Raw genomic sequence first — 17010 nt, 5'->3', positions numbered from 1 at the left:
TTGACGAGACCATGATGCGGCCGCACCGAGATGTTCTCAATGGTCCCTCGAGCCCCTTTCAGCGACCGACGGCACACCATTCGCTGACCTAAAGTTCTATTCAGGCCGAGAACATGACATACTGGGTTCCGCAATGGAAAGGACGCCCTATGCCCCCATGCAATAAACAGCAGACTATTGAGTTGGACAGTACGACCTGGACTGCTCTCAACGAGCTCGCGCTTGCAATCCACGCATCACACGGTGTCGATAAGCTGCAAAAGGAGACCCTCGAGGGAACGATAGGGCTCGTGCCCCATCGGATCGCCATGTTCGACCTGATCGAGGCGGCGGGCAGTGATGCCCCACGCTACGTCCACCCCGCAAGCAGCGGAATGGACGACCGCGCACTGAGCGACTACTACAACCGCTACGCCGCGATGGACTATACAACATGGAGCTTTGACTTACATAAGGTCGGCGTCTACCGCGACCTCGACCTCGTCGACGTCAAGCGACGCGATGCCACGCCCATCTATCGCAAATGGATGGAACCGCAGGGCGTCTACTTTGGCTGTACGGCCACGCTTGCTCACAACAACCTACCACTTGGAAGCATCACCCTGTTTCGCGAACGCACGGCCGGGGACTTCACTGACACCGAGCTCGCAATCCTGCTCGAAATCGCTCGGCACGCGAGCCTCGCGCTCGCCAACCTCTATCCTCGGGGCATTAAACTCACCCAGACCGAAGACACAAACCATCTGAACGCCTTCATTACAGAACACAATATCCAACCGCGCGAAGCCGAAGTCATGCGGCTCATGCTCGACGGCAAAACGAACAAACAGATGGCAAACGAGCTATTCATAAGCGAGTCAACCGTCAAGAAGCACATCAACGCCATCTATCGCAAGCTCGGCGTCGGCAACCGCCTGGGCCTTATGACTGCCGTGCAAAACATCCTGCGATGAAAAAAGGGCGCCCTCCATGCGGAGAACGCCCTTTGATTTCGCCATTTGAATTAGTGTCGGCTCTGGCTCAAAGAGTAGACAGGTTTATTTTGGCAGGTTTTATCTGGGCAAATGTCAGCCGCCGCGAGGGAGCTGCCTTCCCTCGCGGCGGTCTTCTAGCAGAAAAACCAAGTGAGTAGGCTTTTTGTAGGAGACCAAGCACGCCCCAAAACGCCACAGCTCTGACCTGCGGTTTTATTGAGTATTTGTCGCGGTGTGCTCGGCATATCCAAATAAGTCTACTCACTTGCATCTGCCCATCCCCTTTGTGGTGGTTTGGAGCTCTCCTCGGCGGAATGCTAGACTGGCGGCGTATACATTCGCGCCAAAACACGGGTCGCATGCAAGAAAGGAGATGCCATGGCGCCTATCGCACCGCTCAAGATGCTCGTCGCTCCTGCCGCCAAGACCATCGCCCGCCTGAGCGACTCACTCACCTACGAAGATATCCCCTGCGTCGTCGAATCACGCGAGGACAGCTGCCCCTACCTGGGCCACGTCCCCTACTTTGCACCCAAGCTCGCATCTGATCCCGAGCAGCGTGAGCAGTAATCCAAGATGCAACTAGCACCGCACAACTCGCGGCGCTACTGTTTTGGCGCAAAGCGACCTGTCCCCCTTGCGCCAACGCCGGGATTGTCGATGCTGCGGCCGCGGCGCGATATGAGGCGCGAAACCTCGCCCAGCAACACGCCGATCACCACACCCATGAGGATCGGCAACTTTGACATCTCGGCGGGCGAGCTGTTAAGCGGCACGATTGTCGCAACAATCGAAAGCACGAGCTCTACCACCGGCACCGCAAGCGCTACCGCAAGCACCTTGCCCTCGAAGGGCGCGCGGAACACACGCGGGCGACCGTCGTATTTACGCAGACGCCAAAACGCCGGGAACATCGGGATATAGCTCATGAGCAGAAAGACGACGTTCATCGAGAAGAAAACCCAAAAGACGTCGGAACCTTCGCCCAGCGGAATCTGAAGTAGCAGCACCAAGCTGGCAAAACAACCGTTAATGAGTGCTGAGCCGTTGGGCATGCCGGTCTTCTTGGACACCAGCGCAAAGGGGCGCGGCATGTTGCCGTGGCGCGCGGCATAGCTCGCCACGTTGTTGACGCCAAAACTCCAGCAGATCATGTTGGCGAACAGCGTCACCAAAAAGGCCACGCCCACGACCATCGTCAGCGGGTGAGCGCGCCCCACCATGGCGGCAACCGCGTCCACAATGCCCGAATCGAGTGAAAGCTGCTCGGTGGGAACCGCGGCTCCAATACCGACGCCACAGATAATGTAGATCGCCGCGATGGCAACGCCACCGGCGATAACCGCCTTGGGGATATCGCGCGATGGGTTCTTCATCGTGCTGGCAAAGGTCGCGACCACCTCAAAGCCCATAAAGTTGAATAGGATGATTGAAAGATACGTCAGTGAGTTAGTGTCTCCCAGATCGGGGACAAAGGTCTTAAACGACATATCGTTGGCAAAGCCGTTATTGCAGGCAAACCAGATACCGACGATTCCCACCACGGCGGTAATGAGCACCTTGATGACGGCGCCGCCATCCATGACCCAATCGGCCTCGGCCACCGGCTGCATTGCCATGACCGTGACGCCCCACACAAAGGCAAGCTCGATGGCAATTCGGACCCCAAGCGAAAATTCGATGCCCCATACCGCATTGATGACACTGGGGAACATGCAGGCGATACTTGCCACCCACAGTGGAAAGTTGACCCAATAGCACCAGGAGCAGCGAGCGCCCCAACGGTCGCCCAAGCCCAGGCGAACCCAATCGTACAGACCGCCCTCGGAATCGAACGCCGTACCGAGCTCGGCCACCACCAGGCCATAGGGAAGCAAAAACGTAATGATGAGGAAGATCCACCAGAAGAACTGCACGTTACCCATGGCAGATGCCGGAGCGGCCGCCTCGATGGTAAAGACAACGCAGATAACCGAGAGGATGACCTCGAACAGGGAGAACTTTTTACCTGCCACGGCACGCTCCCCCTACAGCAAAAAGGATGGCATCTGTACCGAAGGCGCAGCCCAAGGTAGGGTTGCAGGCCGCGTCACCGGTGCAGGTGCCATCCCAAAGAGAAGAGAGGATGCAATTGTTGGACCAACGCTCGCGGAACAGGCGCGTGTAGATAACGATACGCTGGTACATAGATACTCCGATCAAAACGGCCGCGATTGCGACCGGAATCTTTTGGCAATTGAAGACGCGTCTGACCTGGGATATTCAAGCGAACAATTGGCCTAACCCGCAATAAATCCCAGATCAGACGCGTACTCAATCAAAGAGGCGGGCACTCCGAAGTGGAGGCAACGGAGTGCCCAAAGAAAAACCCAGCCGACCAAGACATCGAATAAACCGACCATCAATGCCCCGAGATGGTCCGATTCACCGACCGTCCGATTGATCGGCTGGGTTCCCGAAGCATCACGGCTCGGAAAGTCAGACGTTTACTCGGCGTGCTCAGGTGCGCCAGATTGGCGCGAACGAGGAGCGTAGCGTACTGACGCTACGTAAGCGACGAGTGAACGCCAAGGTGGCGTGCCTGAGTTACGCCGAGGGCTCCTGCTGGGTAATGCAGTGGATGTTGCCGCCACCGAAGACGACCTGCTCGGACTGAACGCCGACGCACTTGTAGACACCCTCGCCCCAGACCTCGTCGTAGATCTTCTGGAGCGTGTCGACGGCCAGCTGGTCGTTCTCGTCGCCGTACTGCGGGACGATAACGCCGTGGTTGGTCACGAGGTAGTTCATGTAGGAGGCGATCAGCGGCTCGTCGGGGACGCGCGGCTCGGCGTTCTCGTCGGCGTCGATGGTGTCGCAGGAAGCCTGGTCCATGAACAGCGGGTTCACGGGCATGCAGAGCTTGTAGACCTTCATCTTGCGGCCCTTGGCGTCGACGGCGTTGGAGAGGGTCTCGTAGGCAGCGTGGCACTGCTCGTAGAACGGATACTCGGGATCGTCGGTCCAAATGCAGGCCATGACGCCCGGCGCGATGAACGTGGCGACGTCGTCGATGTGGCCGTTGGTCTCCTCGGGGTCGATGCCCTCCTTGACCCAGATGACCTTCTCGACACCCAGGTAATCCTTGAGGTGCTCGTCCATGTAGGCGCGAAGCTCCTCGCTCCAGGGCTCAAACTTCTTGCGGTACTTGGGCCAGATGGACTCGGGATCCTCTTCCTCCTCCAGAACCGCAGAGCAGGTGCGGCCCGGGGAAAGCAGGCACTGGTCGGTCACGACAAGGGTGCCCTCGCCGTCGACGGTGATGGAGCCGCCCTCGAGGATCATGTCGTCGGGACGATAGCGGCGGCAGCCGGAGAGCTCAGCCATCTTGAGGGCGATCTGCTCGTCCTTGTCCCACGGGAAGTACAGGCCGTCGACGAGGCCGCCGTAGGCGTTGAAGTGCCAGTGGTTGGCGCGCTTCTCGCCCTTGCCGTTGATGACGTAGGTGGCGGCAGTGTCGCGGAACCAGGCGTCGTCGGTGGTCATCTCGATGACGGTGACGTTCTCGTCGTTCTCGAAGACGGCCTTGCAGTTGGCGTAGTCGACCTGGTTGGCGCACATATAGACCGGGGTGAACTCGGAGATGGCGCGGGCGATGGCGGCATACTGCTTCTGGGCCGGCTTGGCGCCGTGGGCCCAGGTGTCGGTGCGGTGGGGCCAGCCCATCCACACGCGATCCTGCGGGGCGAACTCGGCGGGCATGAAGAAGCCGTCGGCCTTGGGGGTGGACTCGGACTCGGTGATCGTACGCATAAGATTTCCTCCAAATCGAACGATCGCTTGCTGCGGGCGGGTTACCCGCAGCCTAAAACCAAGAGATGGTAGGCGCCCGTTCCCCGGCAAAGGTCGGGGCGCCCGGTGCCGGTTTTCACGGAATCGCACCGGCAAGCGACGACGTAACCAAGTGCGCGGAGACAAAACGCACGAAGGATACGGAAGAGAGATTGGGGTGGGCGGTGGTTACCGGAGCTATCGCTCACACCCACCCCGGGGGAATGGTTAGCAAACCTGTCGCTTGGACACGCCTCCGAAGAGGCTAGAGTGCCCGGAGTCGGGAGCGACAAGCCCGACGAAGCGCGCGTTGGTACACGAGGAGGGTTGGAGCCCCAGAACCGGGTGCTCTAGTTCTCCTCGGCCTCGGCGGCCTCCTCAGCGAGACGCTGAGCTGCCAGCTCGGGAGTGAGACCCTTGTACTCGGTCTCGCGGCCCTTAGCGCTGACGACGCGGACGACCTCGCCGATGAGCACGAGCACGATGAAGATAACGATCATCGGGACCTTGTCGCCAATTTCAGCAGCGGAGAACGGGATCAGCGTGGCAACGATGGCAAGAACCAGCTCGATGCAGGGGATGGCCAGCATGACCTTCATCATGGCGCCCTTAAACGGGAACGTGAAGATGCGCTCACGGTTGGGGTCGTTCTTACGAAGGTTGAGGAACGCCGGGAACATCGGGATGTAGGTCAACAGCAGGAAGACGACAGAGGTGCCAAAGAGCATCCAGAAGACACCGTTGGAGATGGCGTCGATGGGAACGAGCTGCAGGCACAGCACCAGGGAGGCAACGACAGCGTTGACCAGGTTGGCGCCGTTGGGCATGTCGTCATCCGAGATCATCGAGGCGAAGACCTTGGGCATGTTGCCGTGCTCGGCAGCGTAGCGAGCAACGGAGTTAACGCCGAAGGACCAAGCGGCCATGTTGGCGAACAGGGTGATCAGGAAGGCGATGCAGATGACCTTAAAGATCATGGAGTCGCCCACCATGGTCTGGACTGCGACGATCATGCCGTAGTCGGGATCGATGGAGTCGGCCGGCACGGCGGCGCCGATGCCAAAGCCAGCGAACAGGTAGATCACGGCGATGGACAGGCCACCGACGATGATGGCCTTGGGGATATCGCGAGCGGGATCGGCCATGTCGTCGGTCATGGTGCAGATGACCTCGAAGCCCATGAAGTTAAAGATGATGATCGACAGGTAACCGAGAGCGTTGGTGTTGGTGAGCTCGGGCAGGAAGGTGGCAGCGGACATGTCGTTCGCAAAACCGTTCTCCATGGCATACCAAATGCCCAAAGCGCCAACGATAACGGCGACGGCGACCTTGATGATGGCGCCACCGTTAAGGACCCACTCGGAGTCGGCCGCCTTGGAGCGGCCCATGAGATAGACGATCCACACAAAGGCAAGATCGATACCCATCTTGGCGATCAAGTTGAACTCGACGCCAAAGACCATGCCCAAAATGTCGGGGAACATGGTAGCCAGCGAGGCGATCCACAGCGGGTAGTTGACCCAGTAGTAGTACGAGATGCGGGCGCCCCATTTGTCGCCCAGGCCATCGCGTACCCAGTCGTAAATGCCGCCCTCGCCATCATAGGTGGTACCGAGCTCGGCAACAACCATGCCGTAGGGAAGCAGGAAGGTCAGGATCAGGAAGATCCACCAGAAGAACTGCTGGTTGCCAATGGCAGCAGCAGGAGCGGCGGCCTCGCAAACGAAGACGACGCAGATGATGGTCGAAATGACCGTCAAGAAGGAAAGCTTTTTCTTTCCGTCGCTCATGATGAGCTCCTTCGCTCAGTCTTGGACAGATCCGAGGCCCTAAGGTATTAAGGCAATTGCTTGGGCCTCGGTGAGCGGGCGACAGGAGACGAGCATCCGCCGCCCGCAAACGTGCTTTTAGAAGCCTTGAGGCTTAGAGCTGCTCGAGAGCCTCGAGAGCGGCGTGGAGCTCAGCCTTGGCGGAGTACTCGACACCCTCGTCGTTGAGCGGGGTGCGCTTGCCCAGGGTGGCAAGGAGAGCACGGATGGAGTGCTTGCGGTTCTCGGCCTCGACCCAGCACAGGGAGCGCTCGGGATCGTCCATGACTTCGTCGACGACCTCCTCGTTGCGGGTGGCCGGCAGGCAGTGCATGAACTTGGAGTTGGGGCCGGCAAAGTTCATCATGTCCATGGTGACCTGATACTTGGGATAGAACACGTCCATGTAGTTCTCGCCCGAGACCTCCTCGTCGTACAGGCCATACCACACGTCGGTGTAGATGAAGTCGGCGCCCTTGATGCACTCGATGTCGTCGGAGATGACGATGGAGCCACCGGAGACCTTGCAGTTCTCCTCGGCGATGGCCATCATCTGCTTGCCGAACTCGGCGCGCTCCTCGACGGTGCCAACGCGCAGGCCGCCGTCGGGGATCTGGTGGCCCTTAGGTCCAAACTGGACAAACTTCATGCCGACCTTGGAGGCGATGAACATGAGGGAGACGCAGACCTGGGTGGCGTCGCCGATGAAGGCCAGGGTGCAGTCCTCGATCTTCTTGCCCTCGGGGAGGTTCTCGAGCATGGTCATGAGGTCGCCCATCTCCTGCGTGGGATGGTTGAACTCGGACATGCCGTTGATGACGGGCACAGCGGAGCCCTCGGCGAGGCCGACGACGTCCTTGTGACGGTCAACGCGAGCCATCATGATGTCGAGCAGCGAGCCCATAACGCGAGCGGTGTCGCCCAGGGACTCGTGACCGCCGAGCTGGATGGTGCCAGGGCCATAGAACTGAGCATGGCCGCCGAGGTCGGTCATAGCGGTCTCGAAGGAAAGACGAGTGCGGGTGGAGACCTGCTGGAAGATCATGCCAAGGCTCTTGTTGCGGAGCAGGTGCGGATAATAACCGTCAACCTTGATGGCCTTCTTCATTGCCAGGCCAAGATCCTCGATAGCCAGGATCTGCTCTTTGGTGAAGTCGTTGGTGTCGATGAAATCCTTAGGCAGTGCCATGTCGATTTCCTTTCCGCCGGTCTTGCCGACTATTACTATGAGGCGCTCGTACATCACGCCTCGTGTTGACAAGACCATCATTCACCCGTATGCAATTTTTACCTAGTTTATTCGGGATTAAAGACCGTTCACGGAGTTACACCCCCTCTAAACCTATATAAACCCGCAGGTCAAGAGTTTACAGGGGGTTTACCATCTAGAACCGCGAACGGTATACGGCTATGCTGTATCTCGGCGCCTAATCCGCAATGAAACGAAGGGTTGAGACGTCTATATCCCACAAGGTATACAGGGCTCGGCCATAGAATAAATGAGATGGGACGGTGACAGATGAACACCCTGATGTTCTTCTATACCCTAGCGATACTCGTGATCTGTATTGTGACGGCGGTGCTCTCGCTTGCCGCCTATGCCTCATCTCGTCGACGCTTCTTTATCTATGGCAGCGGCGTATTTATCTGCTATGCCATCGAGATGACCGAGATTTTCTTTTTTGAATACACGCTGCAAAACCAGAGTTTTCCGGCCAGCGACTATTACTCAATTACCATGCCTGTTTTGCGGACCTTTGTGGCGACCGCTTCGCAGGCTTTTATTTGGCTCATTGCCATGGATTTGCTCGACAAGCATTCAAAAAAGCAGTTTGTCATTCCCGTCGCAACGTTCTTGCTGAGCGAGCTGCTGATTATCGTCGCTGTCCCCTACGGCCCCATTCATCAATGGCTCTACTACACGATGCGTCAGGTATTCCTTGTTTTCGTGGGACTATATATCTTTTGGACGGCACGCAAGAGCACACAAGTCGAGCTGAAGGCACGCGTTAACAACCAACGAAAGCACCTGATTATCGGCGCTATTCTGGTCGGTTGCATCGTTGCCGAGGATTTCTACAACATTCTGATTGTCCCCATGAGTCTGGCGCCCTCTTGGCTGCAACTATATCTGTCCGAGCGCAACTTTAGCGAGAACATCTTTGCGTGCTACTTTGCGATTCTGCTGATCATCTATGCCTATCACGTGCTTTCGATTCGCATGCAGGAGGCGCCCGAGGAAAAGAACGTCAGCGATCTTGATCGACACATCGAAGAGCAGATGCCCTTCTATCGCAACGCCTACAAGCTCTCCAACCGCGAAACCGAAGTCATGCGTCTGGTTGTGTTGGGCAAATCGAACCAAGAGATCGCTGACGAGCTCTTCCTTGCCGTGGGTACCGTCAAGACCCACATCCACAACATCCTGGTCAAAACCGAGCAGCAAAACCGTACGACCCTGATCCTCCACTTTTGGAAACGATAACCTACCAAAAAGGGACAGGTTTATTTTGGCAGGTTTTATCTGGGCAAATGCCAAAACCGCCGCGAGGGAGCTACTTTCCCTCGCGGCGGTTTTCTAGCTCACGCTTTCTTTCGTCTCAATCTGTAACATATGGAGACCAAATCGCCGTCTTACTGTTACAGATCGAGACGAGTTACAGAACGCGCGTCGAATAATCTCAATCTGTAACAGGTAGAAGCGTTTTTGCCAGTCAGATGTTACAGATTGAGATAAACGAAGGAGCGGTAGCGTTAAACAAGTCCGCCACAAAGTTATTCGGAGAGATCCGATCCTAGAGTTGTCTACCAGGTACGATATGTGCACTGATATTTTGTCTCAAACCCGGGCATCCCGTTGCCGCGTGGGCTTAACGCGGCACCCGTATAGAGAATCGTTTGCCCCGTACGAGAATACGAAGTTTTGAAAGACAGCCTCTTGTATGTCTGGTCGAAACAATCAACATTCTCGCTCGGGTGGTTCGCAGTGGAGAACGACTTGTAAGTGTCCAAGACGTCCGCTGTCACAAGACGACAAGGCGCGACAGAACCTGCATCTGGTTTCGCCGTCGCACAAACGGGAATTGTGACCATCGACAGGGTAAGCATAAAACATGCGAACATTGCCTTCACAAAGTTCTTCGTTACATGGCGTTTCATGGTTATCTTCCTTTCCTAGTTTTACTGTCGTTCGTCTTGAAAAGCTGCGCGTATACATTACCGATCCACTTCGAATCACCTCCCATTTCTCTGGTAACGACACGCGAGTCATCCCCTGTGAGCAATACGGAGGCATCGCAGAGCGATTCGAGGTTTCCGATAAGATGAGAAGAGATAATGACATGTGCTCCTCTACCCGCTTCATCTCTAAGAGCATTCGAAACAATCGCAACGTGTCTCACATCAAGTGCATTCATGGGCTCATCCAAAAGGACGACTTCGCAATAGGACATATACGCCATCGCGACATTAAGTAATTGTCTATTTCCATCAGACAGCCTAGATACGGGCGTATTCTTCAACCCAGTCAAGTCAAAGCGATCAAGCACTTGGTCCAAAGTGCGAGGTGAATGCCAAATTCTCCTGCATCGGTCGAGATGAAAAGCGACGGTCATGTATGGAATCAATAGCGACGGCCTATTCGGAACCAAAAAGAATACCTTTCTCATTTCCTCACGGTCGACGCATACTTTTGCATGAAAACAGAGAGAACCTGACACGCGCACTGATGGCCCAGCATCTCCCCAAAGAGTATTCAGTAGCGTAGTCTTGCCATGTCCATTTGGCGCGACAAGACCCCATATCTGGCCAGCGGGCATATCAAACTGCAATCCCTTTACCAGCTGGTTTTTTCCAACCGTCAACGCATCCAGCGACAGAGAGAGCAAGCTTTTCTCGCCCAAACTATCCGGGCGAATATGGTTCCAGGCCCAGCGATTCTTGCTTTTTAGACGCGAAAACGAAATGACCCCCAACGCGCAAACAGCAAACGCGCCCATCACGGCAAAGAGGCAGTGCGATGCACTGGCTTCAGGAACGAGAGATACCTCCGCTCCATTGGCGTAAGATGCGCCGCCGAGCGCAAACGAAGAGGCAGAATAGCTCGACACCATATACGGCAGCAACGCATGCCATGGAGCATCTTTGCTCGCATAAAACGGAAGCTGGCTTATGCCCCCCACAAGAGCGATCACCATGGACGAAATGGCCCTGTTTCTGCTTCCGGCGTACACGCACACGCCCAAGCAAGCAAACATCATCGACAGCACAGCTTCAAAGACGGCAAATAGCCCTAGCTGAACTAACACAGTTCTTTCGACTACGTCACCATACTGAATGAATACGACTGGGTACTCTGTCTGACCTACACCGTTAAACACCGTTGCCAATACAAAACAGGGAGCCAACGCCAGAACCAAAACCAGCATCGATGCAATACCAGAGACGAGAACGCGGCATGCATTCATCTCTAACTTTGACAACAACGCTCGATCGTAGAACCGCTTTCCATCCCCCTCAAGCGACATATAGAGGACGAGGACCGGGACCAAAAGCCACGCTATTGCAGGAACAGCGCCGCAATAATATGCGAGAAGGATCATCCCGGGCATTTTTGTTGTTGAGTCGTACGATTCCGGATGGGCCAGCATCGATATGGCTCGGGGAAGACGTTCTTGGGCTTCAAGCGATAACTCCGAATCAACACCATTCAAATAACCGAGTCGGTATTCCTTGAGCAATAGATTGTCGTAATCGGCAATCGCATCGTAATACTCTCTGGAGTCCGCCTTGCTTTCAAGCGCCCGATCAAGGCACGCCCTTTCGTCGGCAATGATGCTGTTGAGCTCCTGTGGGGCAGTGTCATAAACGCCGTCAGAGACTTGAGAGACCAAAAGGGCTCTCTGGTCTTCGATGGAAGCTCTACCATATAGATAATCTGCTCCCGTTGGAACGGATAGAAATACCGGGATGCAGAATACGAGCGCGAGCAGCGCCGTCAGCAACATAATTCCCCGGTTGCGCGCAAGAACTTCTAAATTAAGCCGTACATATGTGAGGCAATCACAGGTCTTCACAGCAAGCACCTCCGGTTCGCAACACACGAGTCGTCGGACCCGTTGTCCGGAAGTATCGCCTTCATCGTCAGAACTGTCTGTAGACGTGTAGGATGGATTTACAATCTTATTTGTCTACAGGCTTCTACCTGCTATTTTCTATAACATCTGCCATAAGACTAAAAACCCTATCTCTAAGTTCACGCTCCGAGTGAACTCCAAGCAAGGCATAGCTCTTGCTCTTGGCCTCTTTGACGGTTCCCCGAGCAACGTTAAGATGTGCGCAAATCTCGGTGGTTCTATTGCCATCAAAAACGCATGTCATGATATCGGCATAAAGCGGCGTGAAACCAAGCCTCAAGAAGGCCTCACGCACGGTATCGCGTCGATCACCCACCCGAACCGTATCTTTCGAACGCAAGAATAGCAGCGAATTAGCCATAAGGATAAGTACGACAAGGAACGCAGTCACGCGTAAGGCAGGCATAAGGCCGCCAACGGCCTCACCGCTCCCAACGGACTCAAAGAAAATGTACAGTCGGCTTACCACATCGTGAACCCAGAACGCTGCTCCAGCACCCACAGACACCGAAGAAAGGGTGAGTTCAGGCGAAAGGCACAAGTGCATTTTAGACATCCACCGTATAGCCGCACGGCAACACAGGGCCACAAGCACTATAGCTATCGATAGGATTATCGCATCATGCTCAAAGCCGAAGCATACGAGGATTTCCTCGATGCCCATTCCAGACGCATACATAAACAGGAAGCAGACGAAGACTATCCTGCAGTTCTGATTGAACGATGAGGACCCCAGCGATTCTGAACGGTGATCATGGCCTTTTGTTGCGTCAAGATGCCACGCATCCTTTGACAAGAGAAGTCCAGCCGTCGCCTCTGAAATGTTTTTATATCCGGTTTTAGTCAAGGCCCGCGACAAATAGGTACGGGCAGTAGACGGGGAAATGTCCAAGGCAGAAGCAATCTCCTCGTACGTTTTTCCCTCTATCCTCATAGAGAAAACCGCGGACTCCCTTTGAGAAAAACCCGAAGCCGTAAGGATATCGGCAACTGCAGAGTGTTTTCCTCCTAATTTGGCGGCCGCAGAAAAAGCGCTCGTTAAGTCGGGGAAAAATCGCGTTATGGCCCTGGCAAGGATACTGCCCAAAACGGTAACCAGAAGCAATACGATCTCTTGATGCCCACCAAAGCTCAGGAGCACAGCCCCGATGTTTATATTGCGCGAAAACAAACAATCCGTATCGAGAATAACGGCGGCATTACCAAACGCAAGAGGTTCGACGAGCGAGGCAGCAACCCCCATCTCGGCGTTAACGGAAAGGAAAGAACCGATGGAGTCCATCAACGGGACGAGAAGAAACTGAAGGCCAACAAGCAAAGCAATCAAGAGCACAACGGGGCTGTAAAGTGCGAGCTCAGGATACCCGTGGAGAGCAGAGCCATCGGCCACATGTTTCCCCTTTAATCCCGCACGTATGTTTGCGAATTCACCGCCAAGCACCCAAAAACAGCAAGCGACAAGCAAGGGGGCTAGTAACAACAAAATGAACGCGAGCGCCGAAACCACAACATGAAATTGATGAAAGACATTAAGAGATATCGTGTACATCACAAGAAGTGCAATGTCTACGAGCATAAGTCCAAAAAGCCTTTTGGAAATACCCGGTCTCACAGGGCGAGAGATGAGGCCCACACAGAAGCCCGAAAACAGATGCAGACCGATAAGAACGGTGCCAGAAAGGCCCGTATAAATACTTGGCGCCACACAATACAGACCAGCCGCCCCTATAAACAACATAATTGAATGCCAGAGGAACGAGCGCGTCACGTTTTGCAGGGTAGCTGCCTCGGTTGCCATAAAATCAAAGCTCCTAGATAGCATTTTGGGTATTTTAACATCGTTCCCGGCGTTAAAAAAATGTTACCCGAATTAATCAATATCCCCCCTCCACCAAAAGGCACCACGCTGATCCTCCACTTTTGGAAGCGATAACCTGCTAAAAAGGGACAGGTTTGTTTTGGCAGGTTTTATCTGGGCAAACGCCAACCGCCGCGAGGGAGCTGCTTTCCCTCGCGGCGGTCTTCTAGCGGTAAAAACCAAGTGAGTAGGCTTTTGGCGGGATGCCGAGCACACCTCAAAACGCCACAGCCCTGACCTGCGATTTTATTGAGCACTTGCCGCGATGTGCTCGGCAGATCCAAAAAAGCCTACTCACTTGCATCTGAGATGCTCTAGATACGCAAAATACCGCCGCGAAGGGAGCTGGACTCCCTTCGCGGCGGTTATTCGCTCTGATTTTGCGACGGTTTTGCCCGTCTGTTACTCACTGTAGCGGGTGGCGATGGCAGCTTGTACCATGCCGGCGCTCATGAGGTACGTTACCAGGAAGTAGCCACCATAGGCCGCCAGGAAAATCGCGCAGGTGAGGCCCACGGTGCCGGCGATGCTCATATCTCCGAATATGCTCACCAGCTCGATGATCACCTTGAGCGCCACAAAGGAGTGCGCCAGGCCCACTGCCAGCGGGAACAGGAAGAATACCGCTTGCTGCGCCATCACCGAATGACGAATCTGGCGGTCGTCACAGCCAATCTGTGCCAGCACACGATAGCTGCGGCTGCCGTCGGCCACATTGGAGAGCTGCTGGATCGACAGTATCGCCGCGCACGCAACGACCAGTACAAAGCCAATGTAGATGGCCAGATAGCTAATCATGCCGTTCATCTGCGCTGCTTGCGTGTACATCTCGGAACGCGTGATGAAGACTCCCCACGACCCCGGCTCCTTGCCGTCAACGAGCAGATTATCGAGCAAGGTGTATTTAATGCTCTCGTCTGCCTCGGTCGTATCCATACCCTGTTTGTAATTAACGAGCAGATTACTGGAATACGGCTGCAGATTAAGCTGGGACAGCAGCTCATCGGCTACGACCACGGTACCGGGATTGCTGCCCATCGCCGAGTTGGCGATGGCCGCCGTGTCCTCGTCCGACTTATCGGTTGCGGGCTTGAGCTCATGCCCGTCCAAGGTGAGGGTATGGCCGCCAGCCATATACTTGGTGTACAGGTCGCCCAGCTCACCGCCCATATCACACGTGAGCAGATACTGGTCGCGGCCAATGCTCACCGGCTCCTCGCCCATCATCTGGCGCAGTTTGTTGTACTGGCTCGCCGGCGTCACATACAGACCCATCGCATCGGCGTTGCTTCCCTCGAGCGCCTTGGGAAGCTTTTCTCCCATGGCCTTGCACATCTCACCCGCCACCACCGAGGGGCCCGAGCCGCCAAGCGGGTAACTCAGATACGAATCGATCTGCACATGCTCACCGGCAACATCGGCGATATTGACCTTCTTGCCTGTCTCATCGTTGTTGTCCGCCGACTTGCGCTCGCCATGCCATGCAGCGTACAAATCGACCGTTGCATCGGCCAGCACCATGCGATCGGCCTCAGACGGATTGACATACTCCTTGTAGTAGTCGAGCGTTTCGGGCGTGTAATAGACATACGTCTGAGACACGTCAACAGGGTTATAGCGCTCCAGATTCTCGTTCATCACGTTGGCGATCGACATACCGCAGGTCACCGAGGTAATGGCCAGAAACAGGATCATCGCGATAACGCCCATCGAAAAGCACACCGTGTTGACCTTGGCCGCAAGCTGGCGCACGGTAAACATGTTGAGGCCGCGCCAATACACGCTGCGTAGGCTCTGCAGCAGCTTGATAAGCATGCCCGAAAGGCCCCAGAACAGGGCAAAGGTACCCACCGTAACCATGGCCGTGGTGATACCAAACTGGTTCATGGCCTCCTGCAGCTTACCCTCCGTCGCGGTGAGCGGGAACCCATTGCGCAACAGGCGGTAATAGGCCACGCCCACCAGCACCACGCCCACGACAAAGATGGCGATCGCAATCCAGGGGTTGCGCGTCTTGATGCTCTCGTTGCGCCGCTCGGCGCCCATAAGCTCGATGAGCTTGGTACGGCGCACGGCGCGAAGGTTCAGCAGTAGCGTAAGCACAAACATCACGAGCATGCAGGCAAGGGTCAGGTTGAACGCATGCACCGAGAAAAAGAAGTGGAAATTAGCGATCTGTGTCTTAAAGAGCGAGGCCGTAAAGAATGTCATGAGCTGGGAGAGCCCCACGCCCAGCACAATGCCGGCGACAAAAGCGCCGACCGAAACAAATACGGTCTCGAGCGCCATGATCGTGGCGACGCGCCCGCGGCGCATGCCGAGCACCTGGTACAGGCCGAACTCCTTTTTGCGGCGCTTCATGATGAAGTTGTTGGCATACACCATCAAAAAGGCCATGACGCCGGCCAAAAAGTACGTCAGGTAGCCGAGCATGCTGCCCATGAGCTCGGACAGTCCCTCCTCCTTGATGCCGGCAATGTCGACCTGCATCGAGACGGTGTTGAAGGCATAGAAGACCGTGACGCCCAAGGTGAGCGTCAGCAAGTAGACAAGGTAATCGCGGCCGGCGCGGCGGACGTTGCCCCAAGCGAGTTTACAGAGCATCGGAGCCCTCACCGCCCATCATGGCAACGACCTCCATAATGCGGTCGAAGAACTCTCGTCGGTCGGTGTCGCCGCGGCGCAGCTCGGTGAAAATCTTGCCGTCGCGGATAAACAGCACACGGCTCGTGTAGCTGGCGGCAAAGCTGTCGTGCGTGACCATGAGCACGGTGGCGCGCAGACGGCGATTGAGCGCCTCCAGGCTCTCGAGCAGCAGGCGGGCGCTCTTGGAATCGAGGGCGCCGGTGGGCTCGTCGGCCATGATCATAGTTGGGTCGGTGACGAGTGCGCGAGCCGCGGCAACGCGCTGTTGCTGACCGCCGGACATCTGGTAGGGATACTTGTCGAGCACCTGACTGATAGACAGACGCGCGGCTACATCCTGCACGCGGGTCGAGATCTCTGCCGAGTTTGTGCGGGCGATGGTGAGCGGCAGGGCGATGTTCTCGCGTGCCGTGAGCGTATCGAGCAGGTTGGAGTCCTGGAAGATAAAGCCGAGCTCCTCGCGGCGGAACTGCGAAAGCTTGGCCTGCTTCATGCGCGTCACATCCTGGCCGTTGATGCGGATGGTGCCACTCGTGGCGCTATCGATGGTCGAGACGCAGTTGAGCAACGTCGACTTACCCGAGCCCGAGGCGCCCATGATGCCAACAAATTCGCCGCGGTTGACGGTAAAGCTGACGTCGTTGAGCGCGCGGGTCACGTTGCCCAGCGCTCCATATACCTTTTCGAGATGCGCGACCTCCAGTACCGGGGTCGCCATGTGCGTGGTTTGCATACCGAGTCCTTTCTTGCGATTAGTCTACGGCATCTATAGTCGCAAG

The 17010-nt window shown here is 55.9% G+C and carries 12 protein-coding genes; 3 read left to right on the top strand and 9 right to left on the bottom strand.

Annotated features, from left to right (window positions below; all coding sequences use genetic code 11):
- The first annotated feature begins 149 nt into the window (after positions 1-149).
- Together DXD39_RS10355 and DXD39_RS00820 are read left to right on the top strand one after the other, a co-directional pair.
- A complete protein-coding gene (locus tag DXD39_RS10355; protein WP_255413567.1) occupies positions 150-953 on the top strand; it encodes a LuxR C-terminal-related transcriptional regulator in 804 nt (267 codons plus the stop codon).
- A gap of 399 nt (positions 954-1352) precedes the next feature.
- Positions 1353-1544, top strand: coding sequence for a hypothetical protein (locus tag DXD39_RS00820; RefSeq protein WP_117629864.1), 192 nt, complete (start codon positions 1353-1355; stop codon positions 1542-1544).
- Between the two features lie 35 nt (positions 1545-1579).
- Here DXD39_RS00820 and DXD39_RS00815 read toward each other — a convergent pair whose 3' ends face one another.
- From DXD39_RS00815 to ptcA, 5 genes are all read right to left on the bottom strand, one after another.
- Positions 1580-2989, bottom strand: coding sequence for an APC family permease (locus tag DXD39_RS00815; RefSeq protein ID WP_117802850.1), 1410 nt, complete (start codon positions 2987-2989; stop codon positions 1580-1582).
- Positions 2979-3161, bottom strand: a complete 183-nt coding sequence (locus DXD39_RS10060; protein WP_147327489.1) for a hypothetical protein — start codon at positions 3159-3161, stop codon at positions 2979-2981. The genes DXD39_RS00815 and DXD39_RS10060 overlap by 11 nt, the downstream gene beginning before the upstream one ends.
- Before the next feature lie 399 nt (positions 3162-3560).
- Positions 3561-4766 (bottom strand): agmatine deiminase family protein, encoded by a 1206-nt coding sequence (locus DXD39_RS00810; protein ID WP_022094159.1) that lies wholly within the window; start codon positions 4764-4766, stop codon positions 3561-3563.
- A 368-nt stretch (positions 4767-5134) separates the two neighbouring features.
- Positions 5135-6574 (bottom strand): APC family permease, encoded by a 1440-nt coding sequence (locus tag DXD39_RS00805; protein ID WP_022093785.1) that lies wholly within the window; start codon positions 6572-6574, stop codon positions 5135-5137.
- A 133-nt stretch (positions 6575-6707) separates the two neighbouring features.
- The gene (gene ptcA, locus DXD39_RS00800; protein WP_117802849.1) at positions 6708-7781 is read right to left on the bottom strand and encodes a putrescine carbamoyltransferase; all 1074 of its coding nucleotides are present in this window, start codon (positions 7779-7781) and stop codon (positions 6708-6710) included.
- A gap of 330 nt (positions 7782-8111) precedes the next feature.
- On the opposite strand from ptcA, the gene DXD39_RS00795 reads away from it, so the two are divergent.
- Positions 8112-9077 (top strand): response regulator transcription factor, encoded by a 966-nt coding sequence (locus DXD39_RS00795; RefSeq protein ID WP_117802848.1) that lies wholly within the window; start codon positions 8112-8114, stop codon positions 9075-9077.
- Between the two features lie 676 nt (positions 9078-9753).
- On the opposite strand, the gene DXD39_RS00785 is transcribed toward DXD39_RS00795, so the two are convergent.
- From DXD39_RS00785 to DXD39_RS00770, 4 genes are all read right to left on the bottom strand, one after another.
- Entirely contained in the window at positions 9754-11667 is a 1914-nt protein-coding gene (locus tag DXD39_RS00785; RefSeq protein ID WP_147327732.1) for an ATP-binding cassette domain-containing protein, read from the bottom strand.
- Positions 11668-11791: 124 nt separating this feature from the next.
- Positions 11792-13525 (bottom strand): LuxR C-terminal-related transcriptional regulator, encoded by a 1734-nt coding sequence (locus tag DXD39_RS00780; protein ID WP_199572113.1) that lies wholly within the window; start codon positions 13523-13525, stop codon positions 11792-11794.
- Between the two features lie 462 nt (positions 13526-13987).
- Positions 13988-16189 carry an ABC transporter permease gene (locus DXD39_RS00775; RefSeq protein WP_117802847.1) on the bottom strand — a complete coding sequence of 734 codons (2202 nt, stop codon included), beginning with the start codon at positions 16187-16189 and terminating at the stop codon, positions 13988-13990.
- Positions 16179-16964, bottom strand: coding sequence for an ABC transporter ATP-binding protein (locus DXD39_RS00770; RefSeq protein ID WP_006234847.1), 786 nt, complete (start codon positions 16962-16964; stop codon positions 16179-16181). Before DXD39_RS00770 ends, DXD39_RS00775 begins: the two co-directional genes overlap by 11 nt.
- Positions 16965-17010: the final 46 nt, after the last annotated feature.

It is taken from the genome of Collinsella sp. TM04-29, from assembly GCF_003466565.1.
Classification (GTDB): Bacteria; Actinomycetota; Coriobacteriia; order Coriobacteriales; family Coriobacteriaceae; genus Collinsella.
The sequence above is the reverse complement of the archived record's forward strand: the minus strand, read 5'-3'. Positions and strand labels throughout refer to the sequence as shown.